A 22,887-nucleotide genomic window follows, 5' to 3' on the forward strand; every position below is an offset into this window, starting at 1 on the left:
AATGACAAGAAGAGGGCAGGGCCCTCCTTGTATATTAGATATAGGCTGAGTTATGATCGTGATAAACGTGATCGCTTGCGCAGTCGAACATTTTCACAAAACCATTCTCTAGATAGAGATTATATTCATGATGTTGATCTAATAACTCAAAGTTATCTTGTGTTTCTAATCTGAAGTGACTTGAATCTGATAGCAATTCGTAATTTGGATTATCTATTTTACTAATGCTGCTTATTATTTTGCCATTACCATTTGATATAGCCAAACTATAACTATCACCATCCTTCATTATTTTGATGGATACCTTATCTTCAGGTAACACTATAAGCTTTTTCGTATCACTATCGTGAATTAGAAATTTGCCATCTTTAAAGTAATACTTGTCTTCCGGCAAAGCGCCAACCTTATAATCTGATGTGTGCAGTTTGTTCCAAAAATCTAACACAGATTGCTTATCTGCTCCTTCTGCTCTATTATACAAGGCTTTCACATCATTATAATCTATGATTACATTTGCCTTATGCTTTCCTTCTACATCTCTATCATAGCTCTTTTCTATTTTCAAGATTGTGTCTTTCAACACTACCTGCTCTTTCTCCTCCACTGAAGCTGACCTTTTTGCCCTTGTTGGAATTTGTGGTTGATCAGACTGTATTTCACTATTGTCGTTTGATACAGTTCTCTCTTCAGCAACAACATTAGTAGTACTATGGCTCATGTTAACCTCTGTCTTAGTTTCACTTACTTGCCCTTTTGGACTTTCGGTTTGTTTCTCTTTTGTGAATATTCTCTGATAGTCCGTGTAGTCTCTGTTAGTATCGCCGATATCGCCACTGCCTTGATCAAAAGTTATTTTTTTACTTCCACTTCCCATATCCTCAATTTCAACTTGAGGAGAAACAGATGCTAGGAAATCGTTATAACTGTAGTTATAATCAGCAGAAAAGAATATTTTTCCTTTGAAGTTATGGAAATTATTAGATAACATTCCAATTTCTTCATCAGTATCACCATCAAATAGTTTTACTTTAGTGAAATATCTTTGATTGTTGATTCTCACTATTTCACCACTCGAGTTTCTTTGTATCTGATAATCATTTGGATCATGTTTAATGGTAAAAAGTTTACCAGGGGCATATTTTTCTAAGTTTATAAGGCCCACATTTATATGTTTATGAGAATAATCTCTCTTTTCATATTCATGTGCAAATACTGGGTCAATATATTTGTATTCGTCTGGTATGCTACTGTATTCTCTTCCTTCAGAATCAGATGGTGCTAATTTATATTGTCCATCTTTTTCCACCAATTTTAGGTGAGTAACATTGCCTGGCAATTGAAACCTTACGTTTTTTCCATGATCATGAATGAACAAGTTACTTTCATTTATAACTTCACCTCTTTCATTTTTCATCTCTTCAGTGATATAGAAGCCCATATTTTTGAATGCATGTAGATTTTCGCCTCCTTGCTTTACAACCGCTTCGTATACATCGTCGTCTGTTCTATCAGTCCCTTTATCATCCAATAATGTTCCTTTTTCTACGATTACGCCGCTTTCTCTTTGCTCATCAGAATATTGAGCATGCTTTGAATCCTGATGATTTAGAATTTTGGTCCCTCTAAGAAGCAGAGAATCTAAATCTTTTTGAATGTGTCCAGTGCTAGGATGCAACAATTCATTTTCATGTAAATGTGCTTCATCAAAGTATTCATCACGTTCAACTGTTCTGCCATCTATCAGAGAAGCTTTATAATGACCGTTTTCTTTTGTAATTGCCATATAAGCACCTCCATCATATTGAGTATTCAAGTTATGCAATATGTCCTCAAAAACAAAAGTTTCTTTAGTTTGACCTTCAACTTGCTTAAAAAAGCCCGATTCGCTCGACAACTCTCCAAGCTTTGTATTCCCATCATATATAGATAGTGCACCCATATCTCCGTGACCAAGAGCTTGCATAGAAAAAATCTTGCCTTCTTGTAGATCAATATGATTTGTACCTCTTATCAAGTTTGGATCGATATTGACCAGCTCTCCTAATATTTTTGCTGCCTGAGGATTATTTTCAATCTCATCAACTGTTTTGTTTTTTAGTTGATCAAACTTTAAGAATGTTGGTCTGTATTTTGTATTTTCCTCATTACGTAACTCTTCAATAGTAATCTCTCCTTTATGATATTTTTGATACATTTCACCACGTTCTTTATTCAAATTATCGAATTTATCTGCCTCACTCTTAATTTTTGTATCATATTTTGATAATATTCTAAAAGCCTGATTTTTATACTCTTGACTGTTTTTATATTCATTACCTTGTTGGTCAGAGTAAGTTAGTTTATCCTGTCCATCAGGAGTTTTTACTACCTTTAAAAAATGATATTCCTTTGATATATCGAGGTTATCATTTGTTGCCCTATTAATAGCACGAGCAACATCATAAAATGCAACATGTTCTACAGGAGAAAAACTTCCAACGTTTTCTCCATCTATTTTTTCTATATTTGCTTTATAATACGATACATCTTTAATTTCTCCACCCACGATTTCTTGACCAGTTGCTATAAAATCTCCTTTTGTAACTTGCAAAGCGTTGAGATGTTCCATTGCAGTTTCTGTATCATTTTCAGCAAGCCAACTTTTGAAGTCAGCATCATGTCCTTTTATGTCTTTCAAGAAACTTTTTGATTCATCTGAGTTACCTTGACGTAAAGCATCTAGGTAGTCTCTTAATAAACTAGGATCTTTTTCCTGTAAGTACATTATCAACGCATGACCAGTTTTATACACTAAACTGTTTTCTTCACCATTGGCTGAGTATTGTAAATTTAAAATTCCACCTAGATCCAAATTTGCGGCTTCAGTTTTATCAATGCTTGACCCTTGAGCATTGAACTTGTGATCTGAATGATGTTCAAAGTAATCTGCAATTCCCTCCATTAATACTGTAGGTAGAGATTTTCCTCCTGTAGCCAAGTAAGTTAAACCATGTGCAAATTCATGCTGAAGGTTATGAACGCCACCTTGCTGATAGACATACATCTCAGCAAAAATATCAGCTTCTCCTTTGTAGTAACATTTACCACCTTCATCTCCAAGGTAAGAACCAAAACGTTCGCTTCCACCAAGGTGAGTGTAATCAGCCTTATCATCAAACACATAAATTTTGAACGTTTGTTCTGAGCTACCAGGCTCCAGCTTAAATGCATCTTTAAAATTAGTAGCTGTTTCTCTTATCTCACTTTCAATGTGAGCAACTTTACTTGCTCTTAAATTATGAGAATAAACTTCTACTTTAATATTTAAATCTTTAACTTCTATGATATGCTTATTGTTAAAGTATTCTTCTTTAGTTATATTTTTATTTATTTGTTGATTGATTGTCATAATTCTAACCTCTAATTTATTAGCCTTTACAATATCAAGCATAAAGTGACTCATCTGAAAAAAACGTAAATTCTCATATTGGTATAATTTATATCTTAATAAAAAAGTATAGATAGTTAACTTAATATGTAACATTTAGAATGTGGCTAAAATTCTATAGCTAACCTTAGGTGGCTGCTAACAAGTAACGGAATTATAAATATTAAGAAATTTATCAATTTTAAAAAAGGCAAAAAAATCCCTATGTAGTGAGTTTTAATAATGTAAATTGATAATGTGCTAACAAGCGCGATTTGGCTGAATGTAGAAAAATAAAAAAAGCCGCTATAATTTTATGTAATTTGCCAATAAATATCTGAGTTTTTTACTGAATTTTTGTTGTTAAATCTGCAGAGATTAAAAACAAGGATAAATACTCTTATTGATATGATAAGGAAAGTGGGAAGGTTTGTCAAGGAGTTTCATTCAGCAAGAAGTCTAAAAGCAAATTGACTTTCATTTCACTGAAGCACTATACTAAGGTTAAGATGGGTAATTAGCTCAGTTGGTAGAGCACTTGCTTGACGTGCAAGGGGTCGCTGGTTCGAGCCCAGTGTTACCCACGTTTTTTTGCTCATAAAAAGATTTTATATGACAGCAGTGCACAATGGCAAACACTCAATAGCAGAGTCCAAGCGCTTAATTTATTCCATAATAATAGTTGCAATAACAATGCTTATGGAGATAGTAGGTGGAGTAATTTCACACTCGCTTGCTCTGTTATCAGATGCAGGGCATATGCTCACTGATCTTTTTGCCTTGATTTTAAGCTGGGTAGCGCACAAATTTTCAGCTAAGAAATCTGATTTACAGAGGTCATATGGGTATCACAGATTGCAGATAATTGCAGCATTTGTTAATGGTTTAACTCTATTTTTCATTGCAGCGGTCATTATAATTGAATCAATAAAGAGATTCATTTGTCCGGTCAATGTTGAATGGAAAGTAATGCTAATAATTGCCACACTTGGCCTGATCTCTAACATTATAGTCTTTTTTATATTACATAGTAAATGCGAAAGTAATATAAACATAAAAAGTGCTGTATTGCATGTTATCGGAGATATTTTAGGTTCTGTAGCTGCTATACTTGCATCCATAATTATCATGTTTACCGGATGGCAAATAGTGGACCCTATTTTGTCAGTATTTGTCAGTGTAATAATCTTAAACAGTGGCTATAAAATTCTCAAGAATTCTTGCCATATACTCCTTGAAGGTACACCTGAGAGTGTATCTGCTGAGGAGATAAAAAGTGAGATTGTATCTAAGTTACCTGAAGTGATAGATGTGCATCATATACATGCATGGTCACTATCTGATAATTATTTTATACTTACTATGCATGCCAAGATAAAGCAAAATGGACAACACACTAATATTTTGTATGAGATAAAAAAAATACTATTAAATAGGTTCGAAATTGCGCACTCTACAGTTGAAATTGAATACGATGAGTGCGTAGACAGTAAAATACTTAAGCATTGACATCTATAGGCTATTTGTTATTACTACAATATCATAATATTATAGAGAGTAGGCTATGATAGGTATTTCCCAAATACAATTTCCTGGAAAGGATTCTTACAGATTAAAGACAGCAAGTTACTTCGCAGCTTTTGTTTCTTTAAGCATTTTAGTTAATCCTGCCAATGTCTTTTTATCTTTTGCCACATTGTTTTTTAGATCTGAAATAAAAACTTTTTACGTTTATAAAGACATAAAAGCTGCAAAGCAGGAAAAAATAAGTAAAAAGGAATATTGGGAAATATTTTTTGAGAAAAATAAAATTAAGATAGCATCTTTCCTTTTATTTTTTGCTTCTGTAACATATCTAACTTTTACGATTACTTTTCTACTTGTTTCGTTACTTGCAACAATACCACTTGCAATGGTTTTAATTCTATTACAAAGTGAATTAAGGCCAAAGGATTTTAATCCATTTACGTTACTCAAATCTGCTATAAGTTTCTTTTTAGAAGGCATAAAAGAAAATACTCGCAGTATGACAAATAAGTTTGATGGTACTTATGAGCATTTACTGCCCCATCAATTGAATGACGATATTAGTAATAATATTGGTAAGTTAATACGCAAATATGATCCAGTACCAGAAGACGCTATTAATAATGAGGGATTTAAAGAATTTATTGAATATATAAATCACTTACATATGCTTGATGGCCAACCATTTAGTAATGAGAATAAGGGAAAATTAGTAATGTTTTTGCAAGATTTTTGCAAAGGTAATGAGAAACATAGCTCTGGCTTCACTGGTGGACAAATTCTTCTGTTAGTTCTTAGAGCCTGCAATGATGGAGATAGAGAAGCTGTAAAAAATAAAAAAGACGCGTTGATTGCAAATTTACTAGATAGCCAAACTTTCTCTAGAAAAGAACGAATTCCTAACACATGTTTTACTGGTGTTATCTACAGAATGTTAAGTACATTAGAGGGTATTCATTCCGATCCAGAGATTAAGTTTACACCACCTAGACAAATGCTCCTTACAGAAGCAGAAAATCAAGCACGTAAGTTTATGTTAGACAGGCTAAAAAATAAGAAAAACAGTAAAGAAATTCTTAGGGCTTGGCATAACGCCCAAAATAATTATGAAGATGATAAAAGTCAAAAAGTAGTTGATGATTTTATTGCAGAAGTAAGTATTCCCTTAATGAGAAATTTACTGAGTTTTACTTCTCAATATAGTGAACAAATTGTACTGACGTTAATGAAAAATATTAACTCTGTAAAGTTAAATAAATTAGAGCATTCTAAATTGAATCAATACATAAGAAATAAATTACAAGATCATGATTTAGATAATCAAATTGAAAATATCAAAGGAAAAGTCTTTTTGAAGCTTTTAAAGTGTGATTTACTTAAAACAGATTTTTCTCTCCAGGATTCATCTTTGGATGAAGCTAAGAGAATAGCTGATAAGGTAATAGAGAAAGAAATTAAGGAATTTAGGCTAAAAGCTGAGAAGACGGTTGAAGGTCAAGTGGACAGAATGTTAGATAGTTTAAGAATGTTACCACTAGAGAAAAGGTGTTATAGGGTATACACAGAACTGAGTAAAAATAGCAGAGACGATAAAGAAGAAATAAAGAAAATTCTACAAGAAAAGCTAGCAATAACAGAAGCAGTGATAAATAACATGTTAAAAAAAGAAGCTTCACACAGGCTAGAGATAGAGATTGAAGATATTTATAATCAAAATAAGCGCAATGTAACCACACTTTATGAACAAATACAAGAAGTGAAGCAAAGATTCATTGAAGATGAATTTTTAATACCTCAAGAATTAGAGAGTATAACAAGAGTAAAAATTACAATCTTAAATAAAGAAGATAAAATAATACCATCAAGCAGTTTATCTCGTAGTTTAAGTGTCAGTGATTTAACATCTCATCGCTTATAAAAACTTATGCTCTCTGCCTTGCAGAAGATTTGCAATATTTTTGTAATGCTTCAAGAAAATTAATATCGCTACAGTGAGTAGTATAAGGAATAACTCCTTTTGAAAAAAGAAAGATGCTATAACAGCTGCTGCAGTAGCAGCCAAGGAAGCAAGAGAGGAGTACCGAAAGATAAAAAATACTATTAGCCATACAAGTACAAATGCTAATGCTATAGAAATGTTAAGTGCTATCAAAGCTCCCAAAGTTGTTGCAACCCCTTTTCCTCCATTGAACCTTAGCCAAATAGGAAACATATGCCCTAGAACTGCTAAAATTGCAGATACATATATATAAAAATCGTTATTATCACAAAATTGTTGTGCTGTATAAACCGCGACAAATCCTTTCAAAGAGTCTAAAAATAATGCGAGGACAGCAAGTCTCTTATTTCCTGTTCTTGCAACATTTGTAGCACCAATGTTTCCTGAACCTACTTCTCTTAAATTTATACCATTTATTTTTGCAATAATTAAGCTAAACGGTATTGAACCTAGTATGTAGGATAATATAAGAATTATATATTTCTCCATTATTCTAGCATCCTCTCTCTTGTCATCCCAGTGCGTGACACTGGGATCCAGCGAACTTTATTCGCAAACGAATTTAGTAGATAAATATAAAATTTTACATTAAAATATAACACTACGGTGGAACTATATGCAAAATAGATCCCAGTGTCACGCACTGGGATGACAAAAGGGAGTTTTGCTATGAAAAGAAGATGGTACTGGAATGACATCTGTTGTTGTACCTTCATATGCCAGAATTTAATTAATTTTATTATTCCTTAGCCTTTTTAGATAACATTGGACTTCATTGTTAATCTGATTGCTAAACAGTATAAGTGCTGTCATATTGATGAGTGCTAAACAAGAGAATAAAGCCCCACCAATATTAGCAATAGCCATTATATCTTTAGACAAACCTGACAAAAATGCAACTACCACCACCGCTATACGATATATTACTACACTTTTTACACCAAACAAATACAGCCATCCCATTTCACAACAATATACAAATGAAATTACTGAGGAAAAGGCAAACAAAGGAGCAGCGATGGTTAAAAGTATAGGAAACCAAGAAGAAACTGTTTCAAATGCTTTTTGGGTGATCAATATTCCCTCGCCAATGCCGGTCTGGTATGCACCTGTTATTACTATTGTTATTCCTGTCAAGCAACAAATTAACATTGTATCAAAGCATGGTTCTATCATCGCAACCAGCCCAGTTCTAACTGGCTCCTCATCTTTAGCTACCGCGTGAGTGATTGCAGCAGAACCAACACCTGCTTCACTGGCAAAAATTGCTCTTTGAATTCCAGCAACAAATGCTCCTACTACTCCTCCACCAACAGCATTGAAGTCTATCATACTTGAAAACAATATTTTTAATGTATTGCTAAAATTGTGAATATTGAATGCAATAATCGTGAAACAACTCAAAATATATATGAGTGACATAATAGGCACCAGCGCAGAAGAGACTTTAGCTATTCTCCTGATTCCACCGATAATCACTAGAGCAAGTAATGTAGAAATTATGGAAGAGAGAAACCAAGGATGACCATCTATCCAATTTGAATAGCCAGATAATATTGAAACCATTTGGTTAGTCTGAAATGCCACACTTCCACCAAGACCTGATAATACAAAAAACACTGCATATATTGCAGCTAGGACAATACCAAGTTTCTTGAATCCAAATTTCTCTAGTCCATTTCTTATATATTGAAAGGGACCACTGAATAACTGCTCCTGGCCTTCTGTTCTGTGTCTGAATGCTAAAGTTACTTCAGCAAACTTTGCAGACATACCAAAAAAACCTGTAATCATCATCCAAGGTACCGCTCCTGGCCCTCCCACTGAAATTGCGATTGCAACACCAGCAACAGTTCCAAGACCTACTGTGCTTGACAGCGCGGTTACAAATGCCTGAAAATGCGTAATGTGACCATCATGATGATCTGTGTCATATTTTCCACATAAAATAGCGAACGCATGCTTAAACATCCTTATGTTGAGAAATCTAAAACGTAGTGTTAGAAATATATAACCAAAGGCCAATAAAAGAATTATAAATGGTACGTGAAAGATCTTGAAAAACAACACTTCATTCATGAAGTTGCTTACTCCATTTAATGCAGTGTCATAACTTTTATGAAAAACTGAAGCAGCGTATACATCATTAAATGGTAGGCAAAATAACACTATATAAAGCATTCTATAAATCATGTTTAATACCTTTTGTAATAAGAATCTATTGTATTTAAGACTTCCCTTCTCAGTAGATATATCGCAACAGCATTTGGAATCATAAGGCACATAAACAGGCTATCACCTAAATAAGATATAAATTCTATATTTTTTGATATACAGCTGATATACACTGAACCCACTATAAAAAACTGAAACAATATCAGTACTTTTTTGTTACCAAATAAGTACACTAGGGCAACTTCACAGTAGTAATAGTAAGCTATTATTGTGGAAAATGCAAAGGAAAACATTATCAGCGGAAGAGCTAGCTTGCTAAATAAAGGTAAGGCTGTTGAAAATGCTGAGCTAACTAACGTAATATCACCTACGGTATTAGTGATATGCATATCGGTAATAATTATCACAATACCAGTCAAAAATGAGACTAATATTGTGTCTACAAATGGTGCAATCATTGCAACACTTCCAACTTTAACTGGGTCTTTCTCTTTTACAATCGAATGTGCTATAGCTGCTGTTCCAGTACCTGCTTCATTAGCAAACACTGACCTTCTTACCCCTGCTATTAATCCACTCAATACTCCACCTCCTATAGCTGATTTGTTAAAGATATCTTGAAATATTATAGATAGAGCATTCAGTAGATTATTTCCGTTTACACAGATTAAATATATACACATGCCTATATATAACATTATCATGATCGGTCCTAAACCTGTTGCAACTAAAGCAATTCGCTTTATTCCTCCCAGTATTACAATTAATACAAATAGCGAGATAATAACAGATGTGTTGTATTCAAATAAGTTACTTGACAACGCTGTAATTTGATTTGCCTGAAATGGTATGCCGCCTAGAATCATTGCAACAAGCAGCATAATTGCGTAGATAAATGCAAGGAATTTGCCAGTCTTCATAAATCCAATCTTTGCAAATCCATGTTCCATATAATAAAAAGCCCCACCAGTTGTGTTTTCAGAGCGATGAGTAAATGCAAGCACTACTTCAGCAAATTTTATTGACATGCCAAGTACCCCGGTAATTATCATCCAAAAAACTACACTTGGCCCCCCTATTGTAATAGCTATTGCAACTCCTGATATTGTTCCAAGACCAACTGTTCCTGAAATTACCGTTGCAAATGCCTGAATGTGGGTGATTATGCCGTTATTATTATGGCTCTCTAGGTTGAATAGTGTTTGTATCCCATATTTGAACAACCTAAAGTTAATGAATTTGAATCGAATCGTACAAAAAACCCCAGTTGCAATTACCCAAATAATTATAAATGGTATGTTGAATATCTTTATATATAAAAAAGAGTTTAATAGATCAGTTACTTTTATAATCATGCTGCTCACTATTTTTTATATAGCTGGCTAGTTTTATATGCGTAATGTATATAAAGTCCGGTACTTATTGGAATAGTCAAGATATAAACTGCACCTAAAATTGGTAGTGTTATCCAGGGCTTACTTATAAAAAATATGATCAATATTCCAAAAAATGACACAAATATATAGGATAAACTTTTAGGGACATAAATGTATTTTGCAGAGAAAGTTGGAATATGACTTATCGAAAAAAATGAGATGGTCAAAAAGTAACAAGCTGTATTCTTTACGTTAAAAAATTGCTCTATAAGAAGTAGATATTCACTTTCATGAGATTGAAAGGTAATAATTATTGGTAACAGAGCGAGTAAAGCACATACAGGAGCTGGAACACCGGAAAAGAAAAATTTTTTCCAGTATAATTGCTCTAAATGTAGCGAAACATTGAATCTTGCAAGTCTTATTGATATGCAGATTACATATATCATTACTAAAATCCATCCTACAACTTTAATTTCATTTAACTTCCAAAAATATAAAAGAAAAGCAGGTGCTGAACCAAAATTTAGAAAATCTGCAAAAGAATCGAGTTGTGCTCCAAAATCGCTAGTTGATTTTAAAATTCTGGCTATCCTGCCGTCCATTCCATCTATTATTGCTGCAATGATAATAAAAATTGCTGAAAATTCCCATTGTTCATTAAATGTGAATTTAAGTGAAGTAAGGCCAGCACATAAACCTAATAAAGTTATAAAGTTTGGGAATAACTTGGTAATAGGTAAAAATTTACTGTTACTTTCATCGTTATTCATATAACATCAAAAGTAAGCTTCTCTTGTTTATTAAAATCTGCTATAACTGTCTCACCGCCAATAACAGTTTGTCCTTCTGAAACTCTTACTTCTATACCAATAGGAATATAAATATTTACTCTGCTACCAAATCTTATAATTCCAAATCTTTCACCTGCTTTTACGCTCTGAGATGTCCTCAAATTACAAACAATGCGGCGTGCAATAAATCCAGCTATTTGTTCCACAATGATTTCTTTTCCCTTTTCATATTCAATCACAATAATCTGCTTTTCATTTTCATTACTGGATCTATTACTCATTGCAGAAACAAACTTGCCTTTTTTATAGTTCATTTCCTTTATCGTACCAGATATTGGTATACGATTCACATGGACATTCAAAACGCTTAGAAATATGCTGACAAGTGTAAATTTCTTTTCTTCTTCATTCTCTTCTGATAAAGAGTAACTAACTTCTTCTATCTTTGAAATTACACCATCAGCAGGACTTAATATAAAGTCCTTATTGTTTGGTACAGCTCTTGCTGGATCACGAAAAAAATAGGTACATAATAACGTTGGAAATAAGCAAGTAATTCCAGCTCCCCAAGATATAGAGAATGCTATACATGTTACGATAAAGGAAACAACTATAAATAAATAACCTTCTCTGTTTATGTTAGGTAAACCAAAGCACATAATTTATTCTCGATAATTCATTATTAACAATTTATCATTTATAATTTCTCATGAAAAGCTTTTTTTCACTGCTTCACTTTTGGAATGATTATATAAGCAAATGCTTATATAATCATTGATGGGTATTAAATTTTTAATAAAAATTAAAGATTTTTAGCTATTGTTAATATTATTTTAATAGAAACTTAATAATAATTCTTAATAATGTATGAATTATTATGTTCGTAATTTCGTATGACAGGGGAAATAGAAAAAGATGAATCTCCTTCCTTATACTCTGCAATTCGGATGGGTGATATTGAAGCTACAGAGCTGCTAATAAAGTTTGGTGCAAATGTCAATGATAATTATGAACGTAATCGTACACCACTACATATTGCTATCGGGTATAAGCAGTTTGAAATAGCGAAATTGCTGATAAATAACGGAGCAAACTTTAACGCAAAAACTGGAAATCATGGCAAAGATGACTTAACACCAATGCACCTTGCAATTTTTGCAAACACGCCAGAGTTTATAGAATTGCTAGCTAGCAATGGTGCGTCAATTGATGAAAGAGAAAGCACTGAAGGACATACACCTTTTCACCTTGCTACTTTATATGGAAATAAAAGTATAATACAAGCCTTAGTTGACAAGGGACAGAATATTGAAGATATTGATAATAATGGGCGTACAGCTTTATTTTTAGCTATTAGGCAATGCACTGAAGCAAAGGATGATAGCAGAGTAGAAGTTATCGAGTATTTGATAAATAAACTCAAAGCAGACATAACGAAAAAAGATAATAATAACAACACAATACTTTTTCCTGCTGCTAATAATTGTCCTGGAAAAGTAGTGGAACTCATCATTAAACAATATATAGAAAGCTTTGGTAGAGATCGGTTGAAGAATTTTATCAACCACAAAAATAAAGCTGGAATGGATGCCTTGGATATTGCACTCAATAGTGGAAATGAAAAGGCCATTGAAGTACTTAGCTCATATGGAGCAGATATCGAGAATAAAGTAACTCCCAAGATTACTGTAGAAAAACCAAATAGTAACTTAGATGGAGCGGAAAGTATAGAAGTGGTATCCCCAATCAAACAAAAATAAAAGCAGCTCTAAATTCCTTGCTTTATTTACATTCTTTCTATAGCATGACATATTAATGTTAAAATAGGGTGTGTGTTATGTTTGCAGTTCAAAATAATAATCAACAGCAAAATAGAAATAGAGTACAGGCTTTAATAGAAAGAGTGCAAAATGCTTACAACAACACTAATAAGATTAAAAGATTCATTAATATAGTTTTATTAGTAAGTATGATTCCTTCATTTTTTCTTCTTTTACAGCTCTCTTTGTATTTATCATTAGTAAATTATTTTTTCAAACCAAGGGAAAATGAAAAAAGATTATCAGCGTGGCCAAAAAATGTTATTAGAATAACATTAAGCATTTTTTTAATTATACACATTATTAATTCCTGTGTGCTTTTGGTACTGCCTATATTGTGCTTATGGTTGCTAAACAAATCACTCATTGAAGAAATACAGCAGTTTAACGATTTAATACAACAAATTCCAGAGGAAGAAAGGCCTATTTTCTTTCAAGATTTAGCAGCTATTCCTTTTATGGCACAAACTACTCATGACCCAAGTGCAGTTGCTAGTATAAACTTGAGTGTTGATAGACTCATAGAAAAGTATAAAGAGAATTTAAGCAAAGATGAATTCTATGTACAGCTAAATAGAGGCAACACAACCGACATTGAAGAGTACATCAAACAGTCAAATGAATTTACAGAAGGCGATAAATCTCATGCACTTGAATGCTTAAGATTTATCAATAGAACAGGAGATAATTTTAAAGACAATCATAGTAAGTTAACACTAAAGCAAGCAGCTATTTTATGTTGGAAAGCCTGCAATGATAGAAATACAGGAACAGAGAATCAAAGAACTTCTTTGAATGATGAAGACATAAAAAACAGAAAAGGTATGTTTTTAAAAGGTCTTGTAGACGCTGCAACAACTTACGGTAATCAAGGTCAAAGTTGTGCAGGTGGAACATACAATAAATTATTTGAGTCTTTATCTGGCTTACATCCATCAGTGGTTATTACACTCGATGGAGAAGAGGCTAGAGTAATGATAAAAGAAACGATCACACAAAAATTCCCTGAAATGGCCAGAGCCAATTTCACCAATTTCTCTGGAACAGAACAAGAAAGGATCCGTAGCGAGTTACCAGAGTTATCATCTGAAACAGTAAGGTATATTATGACTACGCGTTCAGCTCTTGAGAGAAGGTGTCAAGAGTTCAGCAATAGATTAAACAATGATGAAAAGAATGAAATATTAGAAGAGTGTATGAGCAACTTATCCTGTGTTGAGCTAGAAAGTCCAATTGAAAGGAGAAGGTAAATTGTATTTGATTGTAGCCATTTATCTTGAAATATGAAGCAGAGTTTTGTATGATTATTTGAACTTAAGTTTATGTATTGAAATAACATGTAAAACCACTTCGTGTAGGTAGATATGTTATGTTTTATCTATATGTCAAGGATCCTTCTCTCAACTTAAAGATGTTGCTAATCAGCACATACAAATGTAATATTAATTAATATTTATAAATAAAGCAATTCCATGGAAAGTAACTACAACGCTGACGCAATAAAAATCCTAAGAGGTCTTGATGCTGTGAGAAAGCGTCCGGGTATGTATATTGGTGACACTGATGATGGATCAGGCTTGCACCATATGGTGTATGAGGTTGTTGACAATGCGATAGATGAGTCTTTGGCTGGGTATTGCAGTAAGATTGAAGTTAGCATAAATGAAGATGGTTCAGTTTCTGTAACCGACAACGGTCGTGGCATTCCAACAGACATTCACCCAGAGGAAGGGATATCAGCAGCAGAAGTGATAATGACCCAATTACATGCAGGAGGTAAATTTGACAGCAATACCTATAAGGTTTCTGGAGGATTACATGGTGTTGGAATTTCAGTTGTTAATGCGTTATCTAGTTGGCTGGAATTAACCATCTGGCGCAATAAAAAAGAACATTTTATGCGCTTTGAAGATGGTGAGTCTATTGAATCTTTAAAGGTAATTAATGAAAACACAAATAAAAGAGGAACTAGAGTAACGTTTATGCCATCAACGGGGACTTTTAGTAGTATTGATTTTAGTTACTCCACTCTTGAGAGTCGCATCAGAGAATTGGCATTTTTAAACTCAAATATTGAGATCATTTTGTGTGATCTCCGTAATAAACCACATGTAAAGTCTCATTTTAACGATAGTAAAGAGTCTGAAGATAATTTTGGTACAGCTAATTTTGTACGGTACTTAGACAAGAATAAGACACATGTTACTAAAATTGCCAGCATTAGAGATAATGTAAAAGATCTAGGTACCAGTGTAGAAATATCAATGGAGTGGAATGATTCCTACTATGAGAATATGCTATGCTTCACAAATAATATAAGACAACGGGATGGTGGTACGCATTTGGCGGGGTTTAGATCTGCACTAACCAGATGTATCAATAACTATGCAAACAATGAAGGTTTTTTGAAGAAGGCAAAAGTGAATTTGACTGGAGAAGATGTTAGAGAAGGCTTAACTTGTGTTTTATCTCTCAAGATGCCTGATCCTAAATTTTCTTCACAGACAAAAGATAAATTGGTCAGTTCTGAAGCGCGGGCAGTTGTAGAGAGCATAGTTTTTGACAAGTTGAGTACAATACTTGAAACTGACCCCAAGTTAGCAGCAAGTATAGTAGAAAGAGCGATTAGGTCAGCAAAAGGAAGAGAAGCCGCAAGAAAAGCACGAGAGTTAGTTAAAAATAAAAACAATATTAATATTGCAACTCTACCTGGAAAGCTTGCTGATTGTCAGGAAAAAGTTCCTGAGTTATCGGAATTGTTTATAGTAGAGGGTAATTCCGCAGGTGGTACTGCAAAGCAGGGACGTAATCGTAAAACACAGGCGGTACTTGCTTTAAGAGGGAAAATTCTAAACGTAGAACGTGCAGGGCTGGATCGTATTTTTTCATCTGCAGAAATTGGCTCTCTGATCACGGCAATTGGAGCTGGAATAGGGAGTGAGCACTTCGATATTGAAAAAACTAGGTATCATAAAATTATCATTATGACAGACGCAGATGTTGATGGCTCGCATATAAGAACTTTGATTCTAACTTTCTTTTTTAGACATATGCGTGAAGTAATTGAAAAAGGATATTTATACATAGCGCAGCCACCGCTCTATAAAGTTACAAAAAATGCTAAAGATACTTATATCAAAGATGATGAAACTTTTGAAGAGTATATAGTAAATTCAGCGATTAAAAAATTAACATTAAATGGTGTAGGCAAAGATTTGCGTTTCGTTTTGAATAAGTGCCTCAGTATTTCAAACATTAGCAAAAATTATGATAGGGAAATACCAAAAGATCTCTTAGAATCATTGCTAATTTTAAGCAAAAAGAATGCTCTATTGTCTGCTGATGAGATATTAAAATATTTAAAATGGATGTATAGTGAATATAATTGGGAAGTAGAAGTAAAAGATGAGGAAATTCACATTGCTAAATTGTTTCAAGGGTTAGCAGACAAATATGTATTCTCGCTTAGTATGCTTGAAAGCAAAGAAATACGGAATATATTGAGTTCTCTTGAGAACATAATTGACTTATTTAATGGTGATTCATTTTTACAGTCGCAAGAAACTGAAATAAAAATAAAGTCTCCAAGTGCACTCGCAAAAATAGTGATGGATTATGGTAAGAAAGGTTTAACTCTGCAGAGATTTAAAGGCCTTGGTGAAATGAATGCTGATCAGCTTTGGGAAACTACACTCAATCCAGAAACTAGAACTCTGTTAAAAGTTGAAATAAAAGATTGTGAGGAAGCAGATAGCATATTCTCGGTGCTAATGGGTGATATAGTTGAACCACGTCGTGACTTTATAAATAACAATGCACTTAACGTGCATGATATTGATATTTGATTTTAGAAATCTAGATATGAAGGCCCTTAGGGCTTGTGATTCCAGCATTGTGTGCCAACACAACATTTAAAACGTACTACTAATCAGTCTATTTCAGAAATCTGAATTGATCTCGATTGTATTCCTATTTTCGATCATAAATATATAGATTTTCTGCCCTACTGTTGTTATAATTAATACCTCGCTAAAATTGAATATTAATGAATGAATTGAGAAGGCTCACTATTACAGAGATGCATGATGGACTAAGGCGGGGGGATTTTTCTGCTGTTGAGCTTGTAGAGACGCATGTTAATGCAGTCGAAAATGAGCAACTGAATGCATTTGTAACAAAAACCCCAGAAATCGCGATAAAAGCTGCTAAAATAGCAGATGAATACTTTTTTAAACAAAAAGATAATATTTCATCACTTATGGGCATACCAGTTGGTATTAAAGATTTATTCTGTACACAAGGAATAAAAACAACAGCATGCTCAAAAATGCTGGAAAATTTCATCCCGACTTATGAATCTACGGTATCTAATGTGCTTTTAAAAAGTGGAGCAGCCATGCTTGGTAAACTTAACATGGATGAATTTGCTATGGGCTCTGCGAACACAAATAGCTATTTTGGTCCTGCTAAAAATGTATGGATTAGAAAAAGTGACGGAGAAAAAGTTGTTCCTGGTGGATCATCTGGTGGATCTGCAGCATCAGTTGCTGGGTTTTTATGCGCTGGAGCATTAGGAAGCGATACTGGTGGGTCTGTACGTCAACCAGCAGCTTATTGCGGAGTAGTGGGAATAAAGCCAACTTATGGAAGGTGTTCGCGTTTTGGTATGATTGCATTTGCGAGCTCTCTTGATCAAGCAGGAGTAATTACTCGTTCCGTTTCTGATTCAGCGTTAATGCTGGAAACAATTTGTGGCTATGATGAAAAAGATTCAACATCGAGCGAAAGACCAGTTCCTAAATTCTCTAATCTTATAAATGGTGATATCAAGGGTAAGCGCATTGGTATACCAAAAGAATATAGAATGGATGGAATTTCAGAAGAAATCGTTCATCATTGGGAAAAAGTTTCTTCCAATTTAAAAGAAAATGGTGCTGAAGTTGTTGACATTACTCTGCCTCATACTAAATATGCGATACCGGTTTACTATCTAATTTGTTCTGCTGAAACTTCATCTAACCTTGCTCGCTATGATGGTGTACGTTACGGATTCAGGGTTGATGCTGATACCCTTGAAGAAATGTATTCGCTAACAAGAGCAGAAGGTTTTGGTAAAGAAGTGAAAAGGAGAATTTTAATTGGTGCTTATGCGCTTTCTTCAGGTCATTACAATGAGTATTATGAAAAAGCACAGTGCATTAGGGCATTAATTAGAAATGATTTTATAAAAGCGTTTGAAAAAATAGATTACATACTTGTGCCATCTGCTCCAACAGAAGCTTTTGGCTTAAATGAAAAGCCAGACCCGCTAATTATGTGCATCAATGATGTGTTTACCGTGCCGGCAAGCTTAGCAGGGTTACCTGCTATTTCTGTCCCTGTTGGGCTCTCAAATGAAGGCTTACCACTTGCTTTGCAAGTAATTGGAAATTATTACGATGAAGCTGGAATATTAAATATGGCAAGTGTGATAGAGCAAAATTGTGGCAGAATAGTTAATTCCCTTACGTAATATGTTTTCTTATAGTAACTATAGCATTATGATTATTTTGGCTATAGGAAACAAGAGCTTGATTTTTATAGCTAAATAACAGACCATCAAAGGCACACATAAATATCTACAATGAAAGAAAAAACTTTCACAATCATTGATGGTTATGGTTTTCTTTTCAGGGCTTACTATGTCTTACATCATTTAACTACCACAGCTGGTATTCCAGTAGGTGCTGTGTACGGTTTTCTTAATATGGTTCTGAAGTATATTTCCCATTCGGACTACTTAACTATAGCACTTGATTCTGGCAAAAAAAATTTCAGGCACAGTTTATATTCTGAGTACAAAGCAAACAGAGTAACACCTCCTGAGGATCTAATTCCACAATTTACAATACTGAGAGAAGCGGTAGAAGCTTTTAACTTTAGCTATGAAGAGATTGAAGGCTATGAAGCAGATGACATAATTGCAACACTAGCTGCAAAATATGCCAACCACGAAGACTTTAAAGTAGTAGTAATCTCATCAGATAAAGACTTATTTCAACTTTTGAATTACAACATTCTAATATTTGATCCTATCAAAAATATATACGTAGATGAAAAACAAGTGATAGAAAAATTTGGTGTAAATTCAAATAAGCTTCTTGATTTATTTTCTCTAACTGGAGATGCATCTGATAACATTCCAGGCGTTCCAGGAATAGGGCCAAAGACTGCAGCTAAATTACTAGATGAATTTGATTCATTGGATAACATTATAGAAAACATCAATAACATTGAGCAAACAAGAGTTCGTAATATTCTTACTGAGCATAAGGAAAAAGCACTAATTTCAAGAGAACTTTTGTCACTATGCAAAAAAGTAGATCTTCAACATGATATTGTAAAATATGAAGTCCATCCTCCAAATATGGAAAAATTGTTATCCTTTTTGAAGAAATATGAATTTAATTCATTGATAGGAAAAGTAGAAAAGCTCTTTTCTTATAGTGGATCTAGCACAAAAGAGAAAACAGAATATAGTAGTGAAGAATTAGAAAAATTTTTGGAGCATTGCAGATATGAAGGTAAAATTGCAATTCATTGCCACTTTGAAAACAATAGATTGAACAAAATTTCCTTATCTTGTAGTGAGGATAATATTTTCTACATAGATCAAAGCTGCCTACAAGATGCACTTACTATAATAAATTCAACTTTATTTTCAAATGGGGTGCTTAAAATAGTACATGATATTAGAAAGATCAGAGAAATATTTCCTACAATAAAGAGAGTGCTAGACTCAATTGATGACCTGATGATCATGTCATACAGCCTTGACACAGGTAAGCATGATCACAGCATTCCAAACATAATTGCACACAATTTAAGTAAAAATGTAGAAACTTTCTCGGCAAAAATTTTAATAGCGATCCATGAGAAACTGACACAAAGATTATTTCAGGAAAAACTTTTTACGATTTACGAGCGCTTTGATAGACCTCTCATGAAAGTAATATTTGATATGGAGCAAAATGGAATACTGCTCAATATTGAAAAACTACAGGAATTGTCTGATAAGTTTGAGCAGCTAATTGCTGTACTTGAAAACGATATACATAATTTAGCAGGAGAAAAATTCAATATTGCATCGCCAAAACAATTAAGTGATGTTTTGTTTAATAAAATGGAGCTAAGTAAAAAGAAAAAGTCAAAATCTGGGTCTTATAGCACAAACTCTGAAGTTCTAGAGGCACTTGAAGAGGAGGGGACAGAAATCGCAGGTAAAATTTTAAGTTGGCGACATTCAAGTAAATTAAAGGGTACCTATACTGACGCGTTAATAAAACAGGTTGATCCGCTTGATGGTAGGATACATACAAGCTTTTCAATTACTGTGACTGCAACTGGAAGGCTGAGCTCTAGCAATCCTAATTTACAAAATATTCCTATCAGAAGCGAAGAAGGTAGTCTTATCAGGCAAGCGTTTATTGTGCCAAAAGGGTGCAAGATAATTTCTGCCGACTATTCGCAAATAGAATTAAGACTCCTGGCACATGTGGCAGATGTTGCGGCATTTAAAGAAGCTTTTGCAAATAGGGAAGATATTCATGATATTACCGCAAGACAAGTTTTTGGAGTGCAAGAAATAGATGAGCAATTAAGACGCAAAGCAAAAACCATTAATTTTGGCATTATATATGGCATTAGTCCATTTGGCCTTGCAAAGCGACTTGGCATTACCTTTCAAGAGGCTGCTGAATACATTAATTACTATTTTTCTTGTTACCCAGAAATAAAGGTCTATATGGAAAAAGCAGTATCTATCGCGAGAAATCATGGTTATGTAGAGACTTTGTTTGGTAGAAGATGTTTTGTAAGAGACATAAATAATAAAATTCCTTATCTAAGACAATTTGCAGAAAGGGCAGCAATCAATGCACCGCTGCAAGGAACCGCCGCTGATATAATAAGACGTGCAATGATTCAGCTTTTTGATCAATTGAAAACAGGTAAAATAATCCTCCAAGTCCACGATGAGCTACTAGTTGAAGTAGAGGACGACAAGGTACAAGAAACAGCAAAACTTATGAAAGATATAATGGAAAATGCAGTAGAAATTTCTATACCACTTGAAGTAGAAATAAAAATTAGCGACAACTGGGGCTTTTCTTAATTATACCGTAGACCCTAAGAACCTGTCTTGAAAGGACTTAAGTGGTTAAGCATATATTAAATACTTCTTGAAGTAAGGAGAGTACACTCATACGTCAAGCAAACAACATTTACCTAAAATTCTGTGACATTAGCAGCTTTCTTGGCAATCATATCCCGTTTTCAGTAAACAGTGATTTTTCTATATATTACTGATCTAGAAAAATTTTTATTTTAATTAGCGTTAAACAATAGGCGCCTATTGGTTTTTAGCTAAAGTAAAGGTCAAATATCTGGAATTCTGGACATAAAATCCCCCTGTGTAAAAAAAAGGTTAGAAAAAAGTGCAGCGCACATACAACAGAGATTAAGCATATTTACATGCACTAAAGAAGATACGCTACGCTTTTTGATTAAAAATTTGACTGAAAAGTCTGCAGACAATGATAGATTTTGAGCTCTTAAAATATCTCTAACTGTAATTATAATCAGATTTAAAATATATGGAAGCAATTTTTTACATTCCCTTATCACTTATATCATTTGTTACTCTTCTATTTTTTGCTTTATTCTTTTCTTTTTTCCCTTTCAAGATAGGTTATAAGAAATTTGAACTAATGTGAAAAATATGCTATAATTAAAACATAGGTTAGTACAAGTAGGTCATTATGACGGTTCCAAAAGCAAAAAATAAGCCTTTAGAGTCATCTACTCAGGTGACCGAGCAAAATGAGATACTCTTCAAGAAGGAACATAAGGAAATTTACGATTACTTTGTAAAAGTATTAGAAGTTAAAGCCGAATTAAAGAAGGACAAAGGAATAACTGATTATTTTATATCAGCTTATAAGGACATACTACTTAATAATGTCAATCCAAAAGATATAAAATCACTCAGTGAGGAGAATTTTTGTCAGTTTTTACTTTCTGTATTTAAAGAAGTTAGAGAGAAAAAATTAGCGAACAAAGAGAATGTCAAGAATGTTGAAATAAAGAAATTAGTAGATGATTGTGTAGCTGATATACGTGGTATAGAAGCTAAGGATTCACTAATAAAACTTGTTGGGTTACTATTGGGAATAAAAATAGACCCGAAAAATATTTATGGCTCCTTTATGGATGGAGTGAAAGAAAAAATACCATTTTTAGGTGGAGATAAAAAAGAAGAGGATGAACCACTACTTAGTGATCAAGAGATGGTAACAAAGTGCTTACGTAAGGTTTTTCTGCCTATTCTTTTTTCCATTGCTTCAATATTAATTTTTGGTCCTACTACACTTGCGATAGTTGCTGCTGTTATTGGTACAATATTTGCTGTAAAGGGAGGAGTTGAGGTTCTTTTTTCAAATAACAAAAAAGGTACTTTATATGATCCTAGTTCACAAGATAAAGATGATACAGAAAAGAGAGCAAAATTGAATAAAAAAATTGACAAGGGTATTGATGATATTTTAAAAACCCCAATTGAAAGCTCTCTTGAAACAATTGCTGACGGGAGTAAAAAACAACCTACTCCGGAACAAGCTCCTCAGGTAGGAAATAAAGGGGGTGAGCAGCTTACTATGCTTGATGGAAAAATTACTATAGATCAGCCAGCCAAAAGCACAGAAAAGACAGCAGTCAAGTAAGACCTATTTGCCAAAGGTGAATTGTGTAATAG

General features: G+C 33.6%; 14 protein-coding genes and 1 tRNA gene. 9 read left to right on the forward strand and 6 right to left on the reverse strand.

Annotation, left to right across the window (positions count from 1 at the left end; translation table 11 throughout):
* Positions 1 to 34 precede the first annotated feature (34 nt).
* Entirely contained in the window at positions 35 to 3,430 is a 3,396-nt protein-coding gene (locus OM967_RS06720) for a peptidase M2 (RefSeq protein WP_264337823.1), read from the reverse strand.
* A 487-nt stretch (positions 3,431 to 3,917) separates the two neighbouring features.
* Between OM967_RS06720 and OM967_RS06725 the strand changes: the two genes are divergently transcribed.
* From OM967_RS06725 to OM967_RS06735, 3 genes are all read left to right on the forward strand, one after another.
* Positions 3,918 to 3,990, forward strand: a tRNA-Val gene (locus OM967_RS06725).
* A 28-nt stretch (positions 3,991 to 4,018) separates the two neighbouring features.
* Positions 4,019 to 4,915: a cation diffusion facilitator family transporter gene (locus OM967_RS06730; protein ID WP_250120286.1), complete on the forward strand. Its 897-nt coding sequence runs from the start codon at positions 4,019 to 4,021 to the stop codon at positions 4,913 to 4,915.
* 55 nt (positions 4,916 to 4,970) lie between these two features.
* Positions 4,971 to 6,851 carry a hypothetical protein gene (locus OM967_RS06735; protein ID WP_250120287.1) on the forward strand — a complete coding sequence of 627 codons (1,881 nt, stop codon included), beginning with the start codon at positions 4,971 to 4,973 and terminating at the stop codon, positions 6,849 to 6,851.
* On the opposite strand, the gene plsY is transcribed toward OM967_RS06735, so the two are convergent.
* The 5 genes from plsY to OM967_RS06760 form a co-directional block, all read right to left on the reverse strand.
* Positions 6,846 to 7,421, reverse strand: a complete 576-nt coding sequence (plsY, locus tag OM967_RS06740) for a glycerol-3-phosphate 1-O-acyltransferase PlsY (protein WP_211907784.1) — start codon at positions 7,419 to 7,421, stop codon at positions 6,846 to 6,848. The two genes, OM967_RS06735 and plsY, sit on opposite strands and share 6 nt — an antisense overlap.
* Before the next feature lie 237 nt (positions 7,422 to 7,658).
* Positions 7,659 to 9,125, reverse strand: a complete 1,467-nt coding sequence (locus tag OM967_RS06745; protein WP_319606907.1) for an alanine/glycine:cation symporter family protein — start codon at positions 9,123 to 9,125, stop codon at positions 7,659 to 7,661.
* Positions 9,126 to 9,127: 2 nt separating this feature from the next.
* Positions 9,128 to 10,462 (reverse strand): alanine/glycine:cation symporter family protein, encoded by a 1,335-nt coding sequence (locus tag OM967_RS06750; protein WP_264337825.1) that lies wholly within the window; start codon positions 10,460 to 10,462, stop codon positions 9,128 to 9,130.
* An 8-nt stretch (positions 10,463 to 10,470) separates the two neighbouring features.
* Entirely contained in the window at positions 10,471 to 11,256 is a 786-nt protein-coding gene (locus OM967_RS06755) for a CDP-alcohol phosphatidyltransferase family protein (protein ID WP_211907791.1), read from the reverse strand.
* Positions 11,253 to 11,936: a phosphatidylserine decarboxylase gene (locus OM967_RS06760; RefSeq protein ID WP_211907793.1), complete on the reverse strand. Its 684-nt coding sequence runs from the start codon at positions 11,934 to 11,936 to the stop codon at positions 11,253 to 11,255. The genes OM967_RS06755 and OM967_RS06760 overlap by 4 nt, the downstream gene beginning before the upstream one ends.
* A gap of 234 nt (positions 11,937 to 12,170) precedes the next feature.
* Here OM967_RS06760 and OM967_RS06765 point away from each other — a divergent pair, with 234 nt between their 5' ends.
* From OM967_RS06765 to OM967_RS06790, 6 genes are all read left to right on the forward strand, one after another.
* Positions 12,171 to 13,037 (forward strand): ankyrin repeat domain-containing protein, encoded by an 867-nt coding sequence (locus OM967_RS06765; RefSeq protein WP_250120291.1) that lies wholly within the window; start codon positions 12,171 to 12,173, stop codon positions 13,035 to 13,037.
* Between the two features lie 77 nt (positions 13,038 to 13,114).
* Positions 13,115 to 14,347: a hypothetical protein gene (locus tag OM967_RS06770; protein ID WP_264337826.1), complete on the forward strand. Its 1,233-nt coding sequence runs from the start codon at positions 13,115 to 13,117 to the stop codon at positions 14,345 to 14,347.
* A 222-nt stretch (positions 14,348 to 14,569) separates the two neighbouring features.
* Positions 14,570 to 16,942, forward strand: a complete 2,373-nt coding sequence (gyrB, locus tag OM967_RS06775; RefSeq protein ID WP_264337827.1) for a DNA topoisomerase (ATP-hydrolyzing) subunit B — start codon at positions 14,570 to 14,572, stop codon at positions 16,940 to 16,942.
* Positions 16,943 to 17,142: 200 nt separating this feature from the next.
* On the forward strand, positions 17,143 to 18,609 hold the full coding sequence (gene gatA, locus OM967_RS06780; RefSeq protein ID WP_264337828.1) for an Asp-tRNA(Asn)/Glu-tRNA(Gln) amidotransferase subunit GatA: 1,467 nt from the start codon (positions 17,143 to 17,145) through the stop codon (positions 18,607 to 18,609).
* A gap of 111 nt (positions 18,610 to 18,720) precedes the next feature.
* A complete protein-coding gene (gene polA, locus OM967_RS06785; protein ID WP_264337829.1) occupies positions 18,721 to 21,249 on the forward strand; it encodes a DNA polymerase I in 2,529 nt (842 codons plus the stop codon).
* Between the two features lie 646 nt (positions 21,250 to 21,895).
* The gene (locus OM967_RS06790) at positions 21,896 to 22,855 is read left to right on the forward strand and encodes a hypothetical protein (protein WP_211907799.1); all 960 of its coding nucleotides are present in this window, start codon (positions 21,896 to 21,898) and stop codon (positions 22,853 to 22,855) included.
* The last annotated feature ends 32 nt before the right edge of the window (positions 22,856 to 22,887 follow it).

The organism is Wolbachia endosymbiont (group B) of Dolichovespula media, assembly GCF_947179505.1.
Classification (GTDB): Bacteria; Pseudomonadota; Alphaproteobacteria; order Rickettsiales; family Anaplasmataceae; genus Wolbachia.